Source organism: Nocardia sp. NPDC051750 (assembly GCF_044453135.1).
Lineage (GTDB): Bacteria > Actinomycetota > Actinomycetes > Mycobacteriales > Mycobacteriaceae > Nocardia.
The window spans coordinates 954161-971699 of sequence record NZ_JBITCK010000003.1 but is presented as its reverse complement, the minus strand read 5'-3'; the positions used below and the strand labels follow the sequence as shown (position 1 = coordinate 971699).

14 protein-coding genes are annotated in these 17539 nt (G+C 66.3%); 4 read left to right on the top strand and 10 right to left on the bottom strand.

The annotated features are described in order from the left end of the window. Positions 1-4: 4 nt before the first annotated feature. From rhaI to ACIA75_RS17615, 9 genes are all read right to left on the bottom strand, one after another. The gene (gene rhaI / locus ACIA75_RS17655; protein ID WP_397105010.1) at positions 5-1192 is read right to left on the bottom strand and encodes an L-rhamnose isomerase; all 1188 of its coding nucleotides are present in this window, start codon (positions 1190-1192) and stop codon (positions 5-7) included. A gap of 1 nt (position 1193) precedes the next feature. Beyond that, on the bottom strand, positions 1194-2555 hold the full coding sequence (locus ACIA75_RS17650; protein ID WP_397105008.1) for an MFS transporter: 1362 nt from the start codon (positions 2553-2555) through the stop codon (positions 1194-1196). Between the two features lie 54 nt (positions 2556-2609). After that, entirely contained in the window at positions 2610-2963 is a 354-nt protein-coding gene (locus ACIA75_RS17645; protein WP_397105006.1) for an L-rhamnose mutarotase, read from the bottom strand. 120 nt (positions 2964-3083) lie between these two features. Continuing rightward, positions 3084-3869, bottom strand: coding sequence for an SDR family NAD(P)-dependent oxidoreductase (locus ACIA75_RS17640; RefSeq protein ID WP_397105003.1), 786 nt, complete (start codon positions 3867-3869; stop codon positions 3084-3086). A gap of 135 nt (positions 3870-4004) precedes the next feature. After that, positions 4005-4757 (bottom strand): SDR family oxidoreductase, encoded by a 753-nt coding sequence (locus ACIA75_RS17635; protein WP_397105001.1) that lies wholly within the window; start codon positions 4755-4757, stop codon positions 4005-4007. Positions 4758-4817: 60 nt separating this feature from the next. Further along, positions 4818-5645 (bottom strand): TauD/TfdA dioxygenase family protein, encoded by an 828-nt coding sequence (locus ACIA75_RS17630; RefSeq protein ID WP_397104998.1) that lies wholly within the window; start codon positions 5643-5645, stop codon positions 4818-4820. Positions 5646-5858: 213 nt separating this feature from the next. Beyond that, on the bottom strand, positions 5859-7691 hold the full coding sequence (locus ACIA75_RS17625; protein ID WP_397104996.1) for a flavin-containing monooxygenase: 1833 nt from the start codon (positions 7689-7691) through the stop codon (positions 5859-5861). A gap of 52 nt (positions 7692-7743) precedes the next feature. Beyond that, entirely contained in the window at positions 7744-9744 is a 2001-nt protein-coding gene (locus ACIA75_RS17620) for an FAD-dependent oxidoreductase (RefSeq protein WP_397104993.1), read from the bottom strand. A gap of 32 nt (positions 9745-9776) precedes the next feature. Then, complete coding sequence (locus ACIA75_RS17615; protein WP_397104991.1) at positions 9777-10532, bottom strand: IgiC; 756 nt, start codon at positions 10530-10532, stop codon at positions 9777-9779. 154 nt (positions 10533-10686) lie between these two features. Between ACIA75_RS17615 and ACIA75_RS17610 the strand changes: the two genes are divergently transcribed. The 3 genes from ACIA75_RS17610 (at position 10687) to ACIA75_RS17600 (ending at position 13222) form a co-directional block, all read left to right on the top strand. Then, positions 10687-11337, top strand: coding sequence for a GntR family transcriptional regulator (locus ACIA75_RS17610; protein WP_397104989.1), 651 nt, complete (start codon positions 10687-10689; stop codon positions 11335-11337). 46 nt (positions 11338-11383) lie between these two features. Beyond that, positions 11384-12208 carry a sugar phosphate isomerase/epimerase family protein gene (locus ACIA75_RS17605; protein ID WP_397104987.1) on the top strand — a complete coding sequence of 275 codons (825 nt, stop codon included), beginning with the start codon at positions 11384-11386 and terminating at the stop codon, positions 12206-12208. 270 nt (positions 12209-12478) lie between these two features. Continuing rightward, a complete protein-coding gene (locus ACIA75_RS17600) occupies positions 12479-13222 on the top strand; it encodes an SDR family NAD(P)-dependent oxidoreductase (protein ID WP_397104985.1) in 744 nt (247 codons plus the stop codon). A gap of 77 nt (positions 13223-13299) precedes the next feature. Here the strand turns inward: ACIA75_RS17600 and ACIA75_RS17595 are convergent, their stop codons facing one another. Further along, complete coding sequence (locus ACIA75_RS17595; RefSeq protein ID WP_397104983.1) at positions 13300-14973, bottom strand: AMP-binding protein; 1674 nt, start codon at positions 14971-14973, stop codon at positions 13300-13302. A 339-nt stretch (positions 14974-15312) separates the two neighbouring features. Here ACIA75_RS17595 and ACIA75_RS17590 point away from each other — a divergent pair, with 339 nt between their 5' ends. After that, complete coding sequence (locus tag ACIA75_RS17590; protein WP_397104981.1) at positions 15313-17427, top strand: FAD-dependent oxidoreductase; 2115 nt, start codon at positions 15313-15315, stop codon at positions 17425-17427. Positions 17428-17539 lie beyond the last annotated feature (112 nt).

Below are 17539 nucleotides of genomic sequence, written 5' to 3'. Positions count from 1 at the left end.
GTGGTCAGGCGCCCCAGGAGGCGGCGGGTCCGGTGCGTTCGGCGGCGAGCCGTTGCTGCTGTCCGGAGCGGGCGTAGGCGGCCATCGGATCCGCCGGCAACCCACGTTCGGCGCGCCGGGCAGCCAGCAACGGCCGGACATCGGTGTAGAAGGCGTCCATGAACACGGCATTGGCGCCGAGTACATCGCCGGACTCCTGGGCGGCGGTGAGTGCGTCGAGATCGACCAGCGCGGCCCGTGCGGTCATCTCCTCGACATTGAGCACCGAGCGGAGCTGGCCGGGGATCTTGTCCTCGATGTTGTGGCACTGGTCGAGCATCAGCGCCACACCGTTCGCCGGGTCCAGACCACCGCCGCGTAATACCTCGAACAGGATGCGGAACAGCTGGAACGGATCGGCTGCACCGACGATCAGGTCGTCGTCGGCGTAGAAGCGGGAGTTGAAATCGAACGACCCCAGCTTCCGCAGCCGCAGCAATTGCGCCACGATGAACTCGATATTGGTGCCGGGCGCGTGATGACCGGTATCCAGGCACACCACCGCCCGCTCCCCCAGCGCATTCACCTGGGCATAGGCGGTACCCCAGTCCGGCACATCGGTCATGTACATGGCCGGCTCGAAGAACTTGTACTCCAGCACCAACCGCTGGTTCTCACCGACATGCTGGTAGATGGTCGCCAGCGATTCGGCGAGCCGGTCCTGCCGGCCCCGGATATCGCCCTGCCCCGGGTAGTTGGTGCCGTCGGCGAGCCAGATCTTCAGGTCCCGGGAACCGGTCTGCCCCATGATCTCCAGACAGGCCAGATGATGGTCGATCGCCTTCTGCCGAATCCGTTTGTCGGTGTGGGTCAGGCTGCCGAACTTGTAGTCGTCGTCTTGGAAGGTGTTGGAGTTGATGGTGCCCAGCCGGACGCCGAGCTCCGCGGCATAGCGGCCGAGTTCGTCGTAGTCGTCGACCGTGTCCCACGGGATGTGCAAGGCGACGGCCGGCGCGAGGCCGGTGAGCCGGTGCACGGTGGCCGCGTCGGCGATCTTCTCCCGGACCGTACGGGCCGTGCCCGGCGTGCCGAACACCTTGAACCGGGTCCCGGAATTACCGAATGCCCAGGACGGCAATTCGATCGCCAGCGACTGCAGGGCGGTGTCGATGGACACAGACAATGCTCCTTTCGTATCGGATGGGCTCGGCATATCAGTGCCCTCCCACCTGCGCGCCTTCGAGACCGCGACCGGTCCCGGCTTCGGGGAGCACACCGGCGGCAGATTCGGTGACCGGGCTGCCGTAGCGTTCGACCTCGATCTCGCGCAAGGTCTTGCCCTGTGTCCGCGGGGCGAATATCGCGCCGATCGCCAGCGCGACGGTGAGCAGGCCGATCAGCAGCAAACCGACGACGGTGAGCCCGGTGGCGGCCAGCATGGTCGGGAAGAAGTAGCTCAGCAGGCCGGTCGCCGAGCGCACCACGAAGAACATGAAGCCCTGCGCGCTGGCCCGGTACGGCGTGGCGAACAGTTCGCTGGTCCACAGGCTGTAGAAAGCCTGCGCGCCGATACCGCTGGAGACGCCCCAGAGCACCGCGAAGATCAGCAGCGTCGGCATTCCGGCGTCGGTGAAGAACACCAGCACACACCAGGCCAGGATGCCGAGCGCGGCGCCGGTCACGTAGAGCGTGCGCTGCGAGATCCGATCGGCGTAGGCCATGAAACCGAAGTAGGTTGCCAGCACGGTGGCGCCCCAGACCAGGACCTGCAGCAGGTTCTGCTGAACCGCACTGTGCACGCCCGCGCTGTCGTAGACCCGGGGCATGAAAATGCCCGCCTGGCCGGCGACAGTGTTCCAGAAGCCGTAGATACCGATCAGCACCAGCAGGGCGGTGATATTGATCCGCCGGGAGAACAGCCCGCGCATACCCTGACCACCGGTCGTGGCCTGCGTCGCCGACCCGGTGCCGGACCTGGTCTCGTCCTTCCAGATCTGTGATTCGGCCAGGCCCTGCCGGATCCACCAGACCACCGCCGCGACCACGAAAAGATGCAGGAAGATCAACCGGGAGCCGAGCAGTTCCAGCGGCGCCAGCGCGGCCGCCAGGGCGAAACCGATCAGCGGGCCGACCGACCAGGCCAGCTGCGCGGTACCGACGTGGCGGGCGCGGCCGTCGGTGGGAGCCTGTTCGGCGATATAGGTCCAGGACGCGGGCACACCCGCCCCGACCGCGATACCGGTGATCACGAACGCGGCCAGCAGCATGCCGAAGTTCATCGCGAATGTCGCGAGCAGCACGCCCGCCATGTACACCAGCAGGTCGTAGGTGTAGATCGCCTTGCGCCCGAAGCGGTCACACAGGGGCCCGCCGATTCCTGCGCCGATCGCCGCGCCGAAGGCGTTGGCGCTGAGCGCGGCGAGCAGGCCGACGGCGAAGTTGCTGATGCCGAACGCGTCCTGCCAGAAGGTCAGGCTGGTGGCGATGGCGATGATGGAGCCGGCCTCGATGTAATTGGACATCGCGACGGAGATGGTCGCTTTCCACCCGGTGGTGGATCGTGCGCCTACCTTCATGGTCTTCCTAGGGTCTAGCAGGGTTCTCGGAGCGGAGTCGGGCGAGCCGTGGGCTCACTCGAGGTGGAAGTACTCGGTGAGGCGGTGCATCGTCTCGTCCGGCCGCGCACCCTGCTCCTCCCGGGAGATCGCGGGCTCCTGGAAATACTGGGCCATGGTCGCCTGCCAGCGCGCATTGACCTCGGTGGCCGCCATCGCGGCCTGGGCCTGCGCGAAGTCCGGGGTTTCGAGGTAGCCGACCACCAGACCGTCTTCGGGTCGCAGGAACAGCGAGTAGTTCGTCCAACCGGCCGCGCGCAGCGCGTCCAGCATGTCCGGCCACACCGTGGTGTGGGCGGCGAGGTAGTCGTCCATCCGCTCCGGGCGCAGGGTCAGCAGGAAACAGACTCGTTCGAGTGTGTCGGGCATCCAAGTTCCGCCTCGTCATTGAAACGTTTCAATCTGTGAGTGCAGTCACCGTACGCCCTCAGGAGTGATCCGGTCAACAGGCTGCCGGATCAACGAACATGCGGGGGCCGTCGCACGTATTCAGTCGGGTGCGCCGGTGTTCTCCGCCCCCATCCCGGAAAAGCCGATGCAATAGCCACCGTCGACCGGCAGGACGTGGCCGGTGATGTACGACGCCTCGTCACTCGCCAGGAAGAGCGCGGCGGCCGCGATCTCGCGGGCGGTACCCCAGCGGTCCAGCGGGATTCCGGGTAACCGGAAACCGCCCGGCGGTGGCTCGGGATGCTCTTCGGACATCGCCACGAGTCCGGTCCAGATCGTGCCGGGAGCCACCGCATTCACGCGGATATTGTGGTCGGCATAGTCGAGCGCGGCGGTTTTGGTCAGCTGGTTCACTCCGGCTTTGGCCGCGCCGTAGATACTGTGGTGTTTCCAGCCGACGATGCTGGTCGCCGAGGTGGTGTTCACGATCGCGCCGCCCCCGGTTTTCATCATCGAGATCACCGCATACTTCATCCCGAAGAACATCCCGCGCAGGTTCACCGAATGGATTCGGTCCCAGTTCTCGGCGGTCTGTTCGTGCAACGGGGCCATGCCGCCACCGAAGCCGGCGTTGTTGATCAGAATGTCGACCCGGCCGAACCGATCCTCGGCGGCGCCGATCATTGCGCGCACGTCGGCCTCTTCGGCGACATCGGTCTGTACCGCGAGCGCCGCATCGCCGATCGCCGCCGCGACATCCCGCTGTTTTCCGCTGATATCCGCGCAGACGACCTCGGCGCCCTCGGCGGCGAACAGTTCCGCCGTAGCCTTCCCCATGCCCGAACCCGCACCAGTGATCACCGCCACCTTGCCCTGTAGACGCATCTTTTCTACTCCCGAATATGTTGCCGGCGGCCGGAATACCGGATCGTCGCCCCCGAGGACCTGTCGAGTTCGTACCGCCTCATCCGCTCGGAGCGTGTCGCCGCGCCCCCGAACTCCGGGAGAAGCGCGCGCCGGTTACGTCGGCCGCGTATCCGTCGTCGGACGAATCAATATGTCCGAGACGTTGGCCCGGCGCGGCAAGGTGAGAACGAACATGATGGCATCAGCGACATCGGACGCGGCGATCGCGTCCTCATGAGTCACATGCCGGTGCACCGTCTCCCGCAGAACGGGGTCGGAAACGCTGTCGGCAATATCAGTGGCCGTCGCGCCCGGCGCGAGAACGCATACGCGGATACCACTTTTTCCCAATTCCTGGCGGATGCCCTCGGTAAAACCGGTGACACCGAATTTGCTCGTGGCATAGGAACCGAACGGGCCGGACCCGCGCCGCCCCGCGGTCGAGGAAATATTGATGATGTCGCCACCACCGGCGGCCTCGAGGTGCGGCACGGCCGCCTTGCAGGTGTAGATCGTGCCCATGAGGTTGATGTCGATCACCCGGCGCCACTGCTCGATCGACAGATTCCGGATTCCGCCCGCCTCGTTCACGCCGGCGGAATTGATCACGATATCGAGACGCCCGAATGTTGCCACAGCCTCGCCGATCGCCCGGCAGGCGTCGGCTTCGACGGAGACGTCACCGGCCACCGCAAGCGCGGTGCCGCCGGCCGCCTCGATCCTGCCGACCAGTTCCTCGAGTTTCTCCTTGCGGCGACCGGTAGCGACAACTTTCGCTCCCGCCGCCGCCAGCGCCAGCGCCGCCGCCGCACCGATACCCGTCCCCGCACCGGTGACGAGCGCGACCGCACCGTCCGGACCTGCCATGTCGATCCTCCGCTATTCCGCTGCCCGAGCCGCTACCCGCCACGATCGCCGTGCAGGCACTCACTTGATCGACTCGTGCCCGACGACGGTCGAACGATGCATCCTGCGCGGTTTCGACCGGTCGAAAGCGCAAGCGCGATGCAGCAAACCGGTGTTGTCCCAGATCACCATGTCGCCCACCGACCACGTATGGCGCAGGACCCGGTCCGGCGCGGTGGCCCGCTCCTGCAGGTCGTGCAGCAGCGCTCTGCCTTCGTCGATGTCCATGCCGACGATATGCGAGGCCATCGCCCCGAATACCAGTGAGCGGCGCCCTGATTCGTGCTTCCACACCAGTGGGTGCTCGCGGACACCCCGCCGGGCCCACACCGCCAGCTGCTCCGGTGTCGGGTCCGGGTAGGTCAGGCGTTGAATGGTCTCGAACGAGTGGATCACCCGGAGGTCCTCGTACTGTTCCTTCTGCTCCGCCGACAGGTTGTCGTAGGCGGCGTAGGTGCTGGCGAACTCCGTTTCGCCACCCTCCTCGCTGACCACATGGGCGCTCAGGATCGACGCCTTCGCCGGCACTTCGTCCATGAAACCGTCGAGGTGCCAGTAGTCGTTGCTCGCGAAGTACTCGGCATTCGGATTGTCCGGATCGAAACTGATCTCCATGACATTCGGGTTGGGATAGAGCGGAAACTGAGCCAGCTCACCCAGTTTCCCGCTGAACGCCGCCTGCGTGTCGTCGTCCGCGCACAGCTCACGAAACAGTACGACGCCGTATTCCTCGAGCAACTCCAGCGTCGCGCCGGGCAGGTCGTCGTCATTCAGCAGACGGTCGACATCGACGTCGAGAACCTCTACTCCGACAGCCTCACTCAATTTTTCGGTGACAATCGAGGACATTTCCGCTCCTAAATGCGCTGATCCGGCTGCCCGTGCCAGGTGGGCTCCGCACCGGTGAGAACGACAGTGCGACATGGGCGCTGCAAGTCGCGAACGTTCCGGCAACGTGACGCAGGCCACTGGTAATGGAGGTAAGTCTAATATCGCGCCGACCAACATTGCAAGAATTGCAATCCTTGTAATGATTGCCTATTCTAGATAGTCACTTCACAGTCACCCTTCGAGGGCGAGGCCCTCCAGTTGCCCGGCGCTACGCCATGCCTCGAACAGGTCGGAGAGCTCGTAGAAGCCGCCCCAGTAGGGATCACCGAGGAAGCCCCGGCCGTTCGGCTCACCCTCGCTGTTGTAGTAGCCGGGCGTGCATTCGGTGACGAAGGTGGTGTTGTCGACCGAATTCGCGCGGATGGTCCCGACCCAGCCGGCCTCGGCGTCCTCGGTGGGCTCGACGGTCGCGACCCCCCGCGATTGGGCCGTTTTCACGATGTAGGCAATGTGGTCGGCCTGCTGCTCGAACATCAGCGTCGTCGCGGCGGTCACGCCACCTTGGATGAAACCGGTGAAGTAGAGGTTGGGGAACCCGTTGGCCATTACGCCGTGCAGGGTGCGGAACCCCTTGTCCCAGTGGTCGTAGAGCGAGCGACCCGCGCGGCCCGCGAAAGGCTTGATGTCGTACTGGCGGTCGAGAGCGGTGGTGATCTCGAAGCCGCTGGCGAAGATGATGCAGTCGACCTCGTATTCGACGCCTCCGGCAACGACGCCCTTTTCGGTGATGCGCTCGACGCCCTTCGACTCCGACACATCGACGAGGGTGACGTTCGGGCGGTTGAAGGTCGGCAGGTACTCGTCGCTGAAGCACGGCCGCTTGCACATATTGCGGTAGTACGGCTTCAGGATCTCGGCGGTCCGCGGGTCCTCGACGATTTCGTCGACCCGGTCGCGCAGCCGTTGCATGGCGCGGTAGTCCTCGATCTCCTTGAGTTCCAGGAACTTCTCGGGGTCGGCCAGTGCGGCCCAGCCACTTCCATCGCCGGAATTGAGTTGGGCGGCCAGGTTACGGGCGACCTCGGTCCAGCCGTCACAGATCAGGTCCGGCTCGCCGGGTGAGTAGAACGCGAAAGCCGCGTTGTGGAAGTTGCGCTGCCGGGCCGCCCGCCAGCCCGGCTCCAGCGACGCGGCCCACTCGGGATCGGTGAATTCGTCGCCGCGCTCGAAGGTGTAGGACGGGGTGCGCTGAAACACGGTCAGGTGTTCGGCACCGCGGGCCAGGTGCGGGATCACCTGGACGCCGGTCGAGCCCGTGCCGATGATGGCGATCCGCTTATCGGCGATCTTGTCCAACCCACCACGGGAGTTACCGCCAGTGTACTCGTAGTCCCAGCGTGCGGTGTGGAACGTGTGCCCCGTGAAGTCCGTGATGCCCGGGATACCGGGTAGTTTCGGCCGGTTGTACGGACCCTGGCACATGATGATGTGGCGGGCACGGATATCGTCGCCGCGGTTGGTACGGATATGCCAGCGGCTGATCTGTTCGTCCCATTCCAGCGATTCGACCAGCGTGTGGAACAGGGCATTGTCGTAGAAGCCGAACTTCCTGCCGATTCGCTGGGCGTGTTCGTAGCATTCGTCGCCGTGGGAGAATTTTTCCTTCGGCAGGTAGCCGGTTTCCTCCAGTAGCGGCAGATAGCAGTAAGCGTCCGAGTCGATCTGGATGCCGGGATAGCGGTTCCAGTACCACACCCCGCCGAAATCACCGCCCAGCTCGAGGATCCGGAAATCGGAAACGCCTTGCTCCCACAGCCGATGCGCGGTGATCAGGCCGGCGAAACCGCCACCGAGGATCACCACTTCCATCTTGTCGGTGATCGGTGCTCGCGGCACCACCGGCAGGTGCGGGTCGGCCTCGTAGAAGTCCGCGAATTCATCCTGCGCTTCCAGATACTGCTTCTGCCCCTCCGGGCGCAGCCGTTTGTCACGCTCGGCCAGGTACTTCTGTCTCAAGGCGGCCCGGTCGACCTCGGGAGTCTGCGTCGGTGCGCAATAGTCCATAGGAATTCCTTGCTCTGTGCCGCTGACCGGTAGCCGCTGCGCGGCCTCCGGCTCAGAGTTTTCGCGCGGCGGTTTCTGCTTCCCAGATGGCGTTGAAGATGCGCCGGGGCGCTTGCGCGTCCCCGACGACGTGGATATCCAGTTCGGTGCCCGCGAGCTCGCGAGCCAGGCTGTCGTCGGCGATATTGCCCAGAATGAACACCACGCCGTCGATGTCGGACAGGCGCGAGACGTCGCCGGTGTAGACGTCGGTCAGGGCAACGGTGTCTTCGTCGATTGCGGTGACTTCGACATTCGGGGTGAACGTGACGCCGGCCCGGCGCAGTTGCCCGAAGGCGAACGGAAGGTCGTGACCATCCGCGAACGAATGGCCGAGCTGGGGATATTGCGAGACGATATGCACCGGACGGCGGTGCTGGGTCAGGTATTCGGCGGTGATGAAGGCTTGCCGGTCTCCGGTGTCGTCCACGATGAGGAACCGGTGGGGCAGGTCCCGGCGTCCGCTGAGGATCTGGTCCGGGGTGTAGATGTTCCATTGGCCGGCTCCCGGCACCGCTGCCGCGCCGGGAGCCCACCGGGTGGGATGCCGGGCAGTCCAGCCGTGCCGTATCGGCGTCGAGCCGGTCGCTATCACGGCGGCCTCGTACCGGCCGGCAAGGTCGTCCGCGGTAGCCCGGTGCGACAGCCGGATCTCGACCTTCGCCTCGTCCAGCCTGCCGGACAGCCAGTCGGTGACGCCGGACCACTCGCGGTAGGAGGCGGCTCTGGTGATGAGATTGACCTGGCCGCCCAGCGTATCGCTCTGTTCGAAGAGGGTGACCTGATGACCGAGGTCGGCTGCGGTCAGCGCGGCACGCAGCCCGGCCGGCCCGCCGCCGATAACTGCCACCTGCCGACGCCGTCGTCGCCGGCTGTCATCGCGCCGGAACTCTTGTTCCCGCCCTACCGCCGGATTGTGAATACACGAGACGGGGCCGCGGGCGAACGAGGCGACACACCAGTTCGCGCCGATACACGGCCGGATCTCATCCGGTCGTCCGCGCTGAGCCTTGGTGGGCCACAGCGGGTCCGCGATGAGTTGCCGGGTCATCCCGACGAACTGCGCCTTCTTCGACAGCAGGATGTCCTCGGCCATTTCCGGTGTGGTGATCCGCCCCACCGCCACGACCGGCAGCGAGACCGCCTCGGTGATATTGGCGGTATCGGCCACCTCGTAGCCCGCCTGCCGTGCGGTGGATGTGCCGTAGATGTTCATGCGGTCGAGGTAGGTCCCCTGGGTGGTGGAGATATAGTCCAGGGCGCTCCAGCGTTCGACCTCGGCCGCGATACGCACCCAGTCCGCGTTGCCGAGCCCGTTTTCCACCGCACCGTCGCTGCTGTTGAGCCGTATCCCGAGGATCCTGTCGTACGGCACCACCTGCCGTACGTCCTCGACAATGCGGCGCACGATGCGCATCCGGTTCTCGAACGAACCGCCGTACTCATCGCTACGGTGGTTGGTCGCCGGGGAGAGGAATTGCCCGAGCAGATAGCCGTGTGCCAGGCCGTGCACCTCGATACCGTCGACACCGCCCTCGATCGCATGCCTGGCCGACAGCACGTAGTGCGCCACCAGGACATCGATCTCCGCGTGGGTCATCTCGTGCGGGATCTCGCGATACACGGTGTCGGGCAGCGGGCTGGGCGCCCAGGTGGGCAGCCGCGAGATAATACCGTCGGTCTGCCGCCCGCGATGCCACAGCTGGGCCATGAGCAAGGCGCCGTGCGGGTGAACGGCGGCAGCCACTTTGCGGTAACTGTCCACCACCGCAGGGTCGAAGGCATTGATCACCCCGCGCCGGGGCCGGCTCGACGGATGCACCGCCATGGCTTCCATCGTGATGACACCCACCCCGCCGCGAGCGCGCTCGGCGTAGTACTCGGCGCTGGCATCGGCGAAGGTCCCGTCGGTGGAGAACTCCGTGGCGTGTGCCGTCATCCAGATTCGATTGCGCGCCGTGCGCGGCCCCAGGGCGATCGGGGAGAACAAGGTGGAGTAATTGCTATCGGACATGCGTGCCCTCACCGTCGGTGTTCGGTTGCGGACTAGCACTGGGCCAGCAGCCGGCCGAAACCTTCCATCTGATCGTTGATTCCGTTGCTGCGCAAGGCATGCCAATAGGTGGCGGTGTTCACCGCGATCACCGGTATCCCCAGCCACTCCTCGGCTTCGGCGGCAACCCGCCCGACCGCCATATTCGCGCCGAACTGGACGATCGCGCGTGGCCGCGTCTGCGCTATCGCCGTCAGCTCCCGCTGCAGCGTGCTCCGCGACGTGTGCGCGATCTGCACGGCCGTCGGGCAGCACAGATGCACCGCGGTATGCAGCTGGTAGCCGCAGCTTTCCACGAATGTCCGCAGATGCGGCTCCGATCCGGGCTGGTACGGCGTGAGCACACCGATGGGCCCCTCGTCGATTCCGACAGCCCGCAGGGCGGCGGGGATCGCGTCTCCGGCGTGCACGAACTGGAGGTCCGCGCCGAACTTGGCGCGTAGCCGTTCCCGGATCGCCGCACCGGCTTTCGGGTCGCCGTATACCGCTTCGATCGACACACCGAGCACCACGCAGGCCGGCTCGCAGGTCAGCACCCGCTCCACCGCGTCGTCGACACCGCGGTCGATATCGCGCACGAGCCCGTCGAAGTCGTCGTCGTCGCTGACCGCCCAGTCCCGGATGTGGATGCGCGCCACGTGATTGGTCACCCCGCGAGGGCGCATATCGTCGTATTCGGGCTGTACAACGGTGTTCACCGAGGGAGTGACGACCCCGATTTTCAGCCGCCAACCCAATGCGTCGGTCATCCAGAACTCCTTCTTCCCCGGCCCCCGACTGTGCTCCACGCCACAGAGTCACCAATCTTGTATACATCTCCTGGCGAAGCTCTGGCAATACCTTGCTACTTCGACGCCCTGCACGTAGATTGCATGCAACCAGGGGCGGGCATTCCAGGAAGGGGTGGCGACACTGGTGGCGACTTCGGCCGAGCGGGTCAGTGATGTCCTGCGCGAACTCATCCTCAACGACACGTTCGCGCCCGGGGCCCGGCTGGCCGAGATGGAACTCGCCGATCAGCTCGGGGTGAGCCGGACGCCGATCCGGGAGGCGTTACGTCAACTGGCAGCGGAGGGTTGGGTGGAGCTCCCGCCCAACCGCGGCGCGCGGGTGGCCACCTGGTCGGTCGCGGAGTTGGAGAGTGTGTTCGATGTGCGTTGCACACTCGAACCGCGGCTCACCGCGATGGCCACGGAAAAAGCCGGAGCAGCCGATCTCGCCGAGCTCGACGACCTGGCGATTCGGATGGTCGCTGTCGGCTCACCCGGCCCGGACCAGGATCTGGACGCCCTGATACCGCTGAACACCGCGTTCCACCAGAAGTTGGTGGAATTGGCCGACGCCCCCGCCTTCGCGGCGGCGCTGGCCGGAGCGGTGCGCACCCCCTTGGTCACGCGGAACTTCCATGCCTACGACGACGCCTCGATGCGACGCAGCCTGGCCCATCATGTCGAGATCGTCGCGGCCATGCGTGCCGGCGACCCACAGTGGGCCACCGCGGTCATGACCGCCCACCTGCACAACGCCCGGGCCGTCGCACTGCGGACGGCGTGAGCACCCGGCGGTTCTGCCGGCTGCCGATGATGTGAACGGAAAAGATATGCACGAGAATGACATCGAATGGGCACTGTGGGCCGGAACGGTCGGTTACGGCAGTTCGATCGAGGGTCGCCTGGCCGCTGCCGTCGAAGGCGGCTTCCGCCGAATATCGCTGTCCCCGATCGACGTAGCTTCGGCAGGTTGCACTGCTACGGAATTGGGCCGCACGGTGCGTGCCGCCGGGGTGGATATCGAGTTGGAAGGGTTCATGTCCTGGTATCCGGGTGAGCCGCCCGCGGGTATGCCGCTTGCCGCGTTCGGTTCCGACGAGGTGCTGGACATGGCGGAGGCGCTGCAAGCGACCGCACTGACGGTGCTGGCCCGGCCGACCTGCGACCTCCCGGTAGCCGATCTCGCCGGTTGTTTCGCGGCGGTGTGTGACCGCGCGGCCGGCATCGGCGCCAGAGTCCAGCTGGAGTTCATGCCGGTCATGGCGATCAGCGATCTGCCGAGTGCCCTGACAATCGTCGAGACGGCGGCGCGCGCGAACGGCGGATTGCTATTCGACACCTGGCACTTCTTCCGCGGAAATCCCGATTTCGCGGCGCTCGAGGCGCTCTCGGGGGAACGGGTCTTTTCGGTGCAGGTCTCGGACGGCGGTGCCACGCTCGAGGGCAGTGTGCTCGAGGACACCTTCCACCGGCGGCTGCCCGGCGAAGGCTGTTTCGACCTCGTCCGTGTCCTCCAGGTGCTGGACCGCATCGGCGCATTACGATGCGTGGGACCCGAGGTGATATCACCGGCGACCGCGGCGATGTCGCCGGTGGCGGCGGCCGGGGTGGGCAGGGAGCGAACCTGGGAGCTGATCAGCCGGGCGCGCTCATAACCGCGCTGCGCAACCCGATCCGTATGGCATAACCGAGCTGTTCAGCAGAGCTTGCTGGAGTACTACGGACCATCAAGTGCGCGGCTCGAGTCCGGTTGTCCGTTTTCGTTCAGCGAGACGGCGCAGGACAAGGCGGCCTGTCCCGGCAGACCATGGTCCGGCCACTGCGGCTCGCCCTGCGGTCACTGGTGAACAGCTCCGCGGGTGATGCGGTGCGCACGGTCCGGCCGTACCCGATCGGACCGATCACCCGATCGGAAGGAGAGCGCGATGAGGCTCGCCGGCAAAGTCGCGATCGTGACCGGAGGCGCCGGTGGTATCGGGCGCGGAATCGTCCGCGCCTTCACCAAGGAAGGCGCCGCGGTCCTTGTCGTCGATATCGACGAAAAGTCAGGGAAGGCACTGGAAGACGAATTGGCCGGGGCCGGCAGATTCCTGCACGCGGACATCTCGCAGGAAGTGAGCGCGACGACGATCGTGACGGCGGCGATCGAGGCGTTCGGCAGGCTCGATGTGCTGGTCAACAACGCACACGCCTCCCGCCAGGCGCCATTGCTCGAGACCACCCAGGACATGCTCGAGCTCTCCTTCGGGACCGGGTTCTATCCGACCTTGTGGCTGATGAAGGCCGCGCACGCACAGCTTGCCGCCAACCAGGGCACGGTGATCAACTTCGCCTCGGGGGCCGGTATCGAGGGGCAGAAGAACCAGACCTCCTATGCCGCCGCCAAGGAAGCGATCCGCGCGATCAGCCGGGTCGCCGCCAACGAATGGGCGGTCGACAACATCAACGTCAACCTCATCTCACCGCTGGCACTGACCGAAGGTGTCGAGTCCTATATCGCCGCGAACCCGGGCATCGAAGACGTGCTGCTGGCCAAGACCCCGCTGCACCGATTCGGCGACCCCGAAGCCGATATCGGCCGCGTCGCGGTATTCCTCGCCAGTGCGGACGCCGACTACATCACCGGCCAGACCATCATGGTCGACGGCGGCAGCATCAAGCTCCGGTAGGCCCGCGACGCAGGGCTCCGCAGACGGTCCCGAGTCGGGAGCTGCGTCCGGCGGCACCGGGTGCTACGCGGACCGAGTCAGCTACGCCGCGGGTCCGGTAGGAACCGCGCGCGGCCGCAGGCGTGGAATTCACGTTCCAGCGCTTGCTCGTCGGTTTCGGTGAACAGTACGTACTTCGTCGCTCGTCGGCCGACCCGGTGGAACACCGGCTCGTCGCCACGCCACAACTGCGCCTGCAATTCCCGTTTGAGTACCTTGTTCGATCCGGTGACCGGCAAGCTCTCCGACACCCGCACGAACCGGGGCGCCGACTTGGTACCGAGATCGTCCTGACCGTCGAGGAACACCGCGAACTCGTCCGGGTCGAACGCCGCGATATCGGCGACCTCGATCGCGGCCATCACCTGGTCACCCGAACGAGGGTCGGGCACCGCGTACACACCCGCCGCGATGATCGCCGGATGCCGCCGCAGGATCCGCTCGATCACCAGCGCCGACATGTTCTCCCCGGCCACGCGGATCCAGTCGCCCTTACGGCCGGCGAAGTAGATGTATCCGGCCTCGTCGACATAGCCGAGATCACCGGTCCAATACCAGCCGTGCCGGATCCGCTCCGCCACCGCGGCCTCGTTTTTGTAGTACCCCTCGAAACGCTTCGCGCCACCCTTGTCGACCATTTCCCCGATCGCCTCGTCCGGGTTCAGTACCCGGCCGTACGAGTCGAGCTTCGCTCGCGCACATTCGGTGCGGGTGTCCGGATCGACGACGGCGATATCGCCGTGCGCGGGCCGGCCCATGGCTCCCTCGGGTGCGTCCGGGTCGAATTTCACCGATCCGGCGCCCTCCGAGGATCCGTAGCCTTCGAACAATTCCGCCCCGAACCGGCGCGCGAATTCGGCTCGGTCCTCCGGCGACGCCTCCGTGCCGAACCCGCGGACGAGGGTGTTGTCGATATCGCCGGGATTTTCCGGGGTCGCCATCAGGTAGCTCAGGGCGGTGCCGACGTAGGTGAAGAACGTGGCACCGAAAAACCGTACATCGGGCAGAAACCCGGAGGCGGAGAATTTCCGGGTGAGGCAGACCGTCGCACCGTTGGCCAGCGCCGGCGCCCACAGCGCCATCAGGGCGTTTCCATGGAACAACGGCATACAGCAGTAGTCGATATCGTCGCGGACGTGCCCGTATTTCTCCGTGTTCGCGTGCGCGAGCCTGGCCAGCCGGCCCTGGCTGCAACGCACCGCCTTCGAGGTACCGGTGGTTCCGGAGGTGAACAACAGCAGAAACAGCGTCGATTCGTCCACGCTCGGGGCCGCGGCCGGCTCGTCGGCCCGGTACTCCCGTACCCGGTCGAGATAGGACGGTGCGTCGACGAGAAGGAAACGATCGGCGCCGAGCCCCAGGTCGAGGTCACGTAACTGTGCCATTCCGGTGGTATCGGTCACGATCAACTGGCAATCGACGTACCGGATCTCGGCCTCGAGCTCGGCACCGCGCCGGGTCGGGTTGATACCGATGATCACCGCGCCGCTCAACGCGGCGCCACCGAGCCAGAACAGATATTCCGGGGTGTTCGGGAGCAGCACCCCGATATGGAACGGACCGTCGACCCGCAGCGCGGCGGCGAGTGCACCGCGGGCGGCGCTTTCCCGCACCGTCTCGTCCCAGGTCCAGTCCCGCTCCCGGGTCCGCACTCCGAGGTGCGAATCGCCGAGACGATCGAGCAGCATCCCCGCAATGGTCGCGCGCTCCATACCAACTCCTGCCCGCCTGTCGGCTGCCATATGACCCCGGCACCGCGTCCTATGCCGATCCGACGCTATCCAGACCGTCGCCGGCCCGCCGATCCGGTCTCAGCCAGTGGAAAGACCCCACGCCTGCGATCGGTCCGTGCGGGTCGCCGGAAACCACAGCACTCTCCACCCTGTTCGCTCCCGAGGTGCCACCCGAACCGAACGGAACCACCACGGCGGACGGGCTGGGAACAGGTGTCACCCCCTGATCGGGCTCATCGAGACCACCCACCTCGGTCGAAGTCTCGATGATCGAGAATCGGCGCTTCACGACGTCGCCGGGCGACTTAACTTCTACTCGTGACCCGCTCCCAGACCTTCCCGCACCTGCTCGCTCCGGGGACCATCGGCCCGATGTCACTGGTCAACCGCGTAGTCATGCCCGCGATGGATATGAATCTCTGCGACGACGGCGAGATCGAGCAGGCCGATATCGACCATTTCGCCGCCCGCGCGGCCGGCGGGACCGGGTTGATCATCACCGGCGCCTGCGCCGTCGCCTACCCCATCGGATGCGCGAGCACCAAGGAACCCGGGCTCTCCGAGGACCGGTTCGTTCCCGGGCTGAAGGCTCTGGCCGACGCCGTCCACGCCGCCGGCAGCAAGCTGTGCGTACAGATGACACATCACGGCAAGATCGCCCGGATCGACACCGTCCGGGATCGCCCGCTGCTGGTTCCGTCGGCGCCGAGCGGGCCGGCCGACCTGTCCGCGCTGGCCGACAACACACCCGAGGAGCTGCGGAAGCTGGGAGCCGTCACGGCCGGCAAACGGGCCACCTATCACGAGGCGACGCGGGACGATATCGATTGGCTCGTGCGCTGCTTCGCCGACGCTGCCGGGCGGGTGCGCGACGCCGGCGGGGACGCGGTCGAGATTCATATCGCGCACGGCTACGTGCTCGGTGCCTTCCTCAGCCGGGCGGACAACCGGCGCGCCGACGACTACGGTGGATCCCTCGAGAACCGAGCGCGACTGGCGGTGGAGGTGATCCGCGCGGTCGACGCGGCGGTCGGTGATTCGCTGGCTATCCTGGTGCGCGTCGCCGGACGTGAGTTCGGCGAGGAGGGCGCGCTGACCACCGCGGAGGCCGTGCGGGCCGCGGCACTGTTCGAGGCGGCCGGTGCCGACGCCATCCACGTCACCGGGTGGGGCCGCAATCCGTTCTCGAATTTCACCGACGGTCCGCTGCCCGACGAGGTCGGCGCCTACACGGATCTGGCGGCCGCGGTGAAGCAGGCCGTGTCCGTGCCGGTGATCGCCGTCGGCCGGATGCTGCCGGACGTCGGCGAGAAGGCGATCGCTACAGGCGGCGCCGATTTCGTGGCGATGGGGCGGCAACTGCTCGCCGATGCGGACCTGGTGAACAAGCTCCGAGCGGGAACGCCGGAACAGGTCCGTCCCTGCATCAATTGCTATGTGTGCGTGCAGGAGAACTTCTGGGACGACACTCCTCTCTGCGCGGTGAACCCCGCCCTGGGTAACGAAACGCTGCTTCCGCTGGTACCCACCACCGCGCGCAAGCACATTGTCGTCGTCGGCGCAGGCCCCGGCGGACTCGAGGCCGCCCGGGTGGCCGCCGAGCGTGGACACCGGGTCACGGTGCTGGACAAGTCCGATCGGCTCGGCGGCACGCTCTGGTTCTCCAGCCTCACCACGCCGGACAACCAGAGCTTGCTGGACTGGCTGACGGTGCAGGTCGAACTGCTGGGCGTCGATATCCGGTTGAAGACCGAGGCCACCGTGCCCGCGATCAGGGCACTGGCCCCCGACGTGGTGGTCGTCGCCACGGGCGCGGTCCGTGGGCGACCGGCGGTTCCCGGTAGCGATCTGCCGCACGTGCACACCGGTGATACCTTGCGCGCCTTGCTGACCGGATCCGGAGAGGTTTCGCGGGTCTCACCGCTGCTGCGGACCGCCGCCGCGCTGGGCAAGCTCTGCGGCATCACCAAGAGCCCGGCCGCGATCCGCGCCGTCACCCGCATGTTCCTGCCGACGGGCAAGAACGTCGTCGTCATCGGTGGCTCGCTGGTCGGACTGGAACTGTCGGAGTTCCTGGCTCGGCGCGGACGCACCGTGACGTTGCTCGCGGAGGGCCGGCAACTCGGCGTGCCGATGGCGCTACCGCGGCGGTGGACTGCCGTCCGGCACGCGGGCGAGGCCGGCGTGACGATCCATCGAGCGGCCACGGTGCAGCGCATCACCGAGAAGACGGTCGAATTCCGCGTCGGCGACACTCCGTTGTCCGCGGCCGCGGATATGGTCGTCGTCGCTTCCGAGGTTTCGGCGCAGGCCCCGCTCGCCGATGCGCTGGCCGGCGTCGTGCCCGAGGTACATGTGGTGGGGGACGCCGTAGCGGTCGATTACATACAGGGCGCGATCCATACCGCGTGGAAGGTGGCGACGGAGTTGTGAATTGGCGCCGCAGCCGCTCCGCATTGTCTCGAATCAGCAGCACGCCGTCTCAATCTTGTGACGTATCACTACAACCGGCATCCGGTCACGTAATCTGAGCCCCTGGCCCCGG

Excerpts from the sequence above, each read along its gene's own strand:
- rhaI (WP_397105010.1), bottom strand. The coding sequence starts at position 1,192 with ATGCCGAGCCCATCCGATACGAAAGGAGCATTGTCTGTGTCCATCGAC.
- ACIA75_RS17625 (WP_397104996.1), bottom strand. The coding sequence starts at position 7,691 with ATGGACTATTGCGCACCGACGCAGACTCCCGAGGTCGACCGGGCCGCC.
- ACIA75_RS17605 (WP_397104987.1), top strand. The coding sequence starts at position 11,384 with ATGCACGAGAATGACATCGAATGGGCACTGTGGGCCGGAACGGTCGGT.
- ACIA75_RS17600 (WP_397104985.1), top strand. The coding sequence starts at position 12,479 with ATGAGGCTCGCCGGCAAAGTCGCGATCGTGACCGGAGGCGCCGGTGGT.
- ACIA75_RS17640 (WP_397105003.1), bottom strand. The coding sequence starts at position 3,869 with ATGCGTCTACAGGGCAAGGTGGCGGTGATCACTGGTGCGGGTTCGGGC.
- ACIA75_RS17595 (WP_397104983.1), bottom strand. The coding sequence starts at position 14,973 with ATGGAGCGCGCGACCATTGCGGGGATGCTGCTCGATCGTCTCGGCGAT.
- ACIA75_RS17615 (WP_397104991.1), bottom strand. The coding sequence starts at position 10,532 with ATGACCGACGCATTGGGTTGGCGGCTGAAAATCGGGGTCGTCACTCCC.
- ACIA75_RS17620 (WP_397104993.1), bottom strand. The coding sequence starts at position 9,744 with ATGTCCGATAGCAATTACTCCACCTTGTTCTCCCCGATCGCCCTGGGG.
- ACIA75_RS17650 (WP_397105008.1), bottom strand. The coding sequence starts at position 2,555 with ATGAAGGTAGGCGCACGATCCACCACCGGGTGGAAAGCGACCATCTCC.
- ACIA75_RS17630 (WP_397104998.1), bottom strand. The coding sequence starts at position 5,645 with ATGTCCTCGATTGTCACCGAAAAATTGAGTGAGGCTGTCGGAGTAGAG.
- ACIA75_RS17645 (WP_397105006.1), bottom strand. The coding sequence starts at position 2,963 with ATGCCCGACACACTCGAACGAGTCTGTTTCCTGCTGACCCTGCGCCCG.
- ACIA75_RS17635 (WP_397105001.1), bottom strand. The coding sequence starts at position 4,757 with ATGGCAGGTCCGGACGGTGCGGTCGCGCTCGTCACCGGTGCGGGGACG.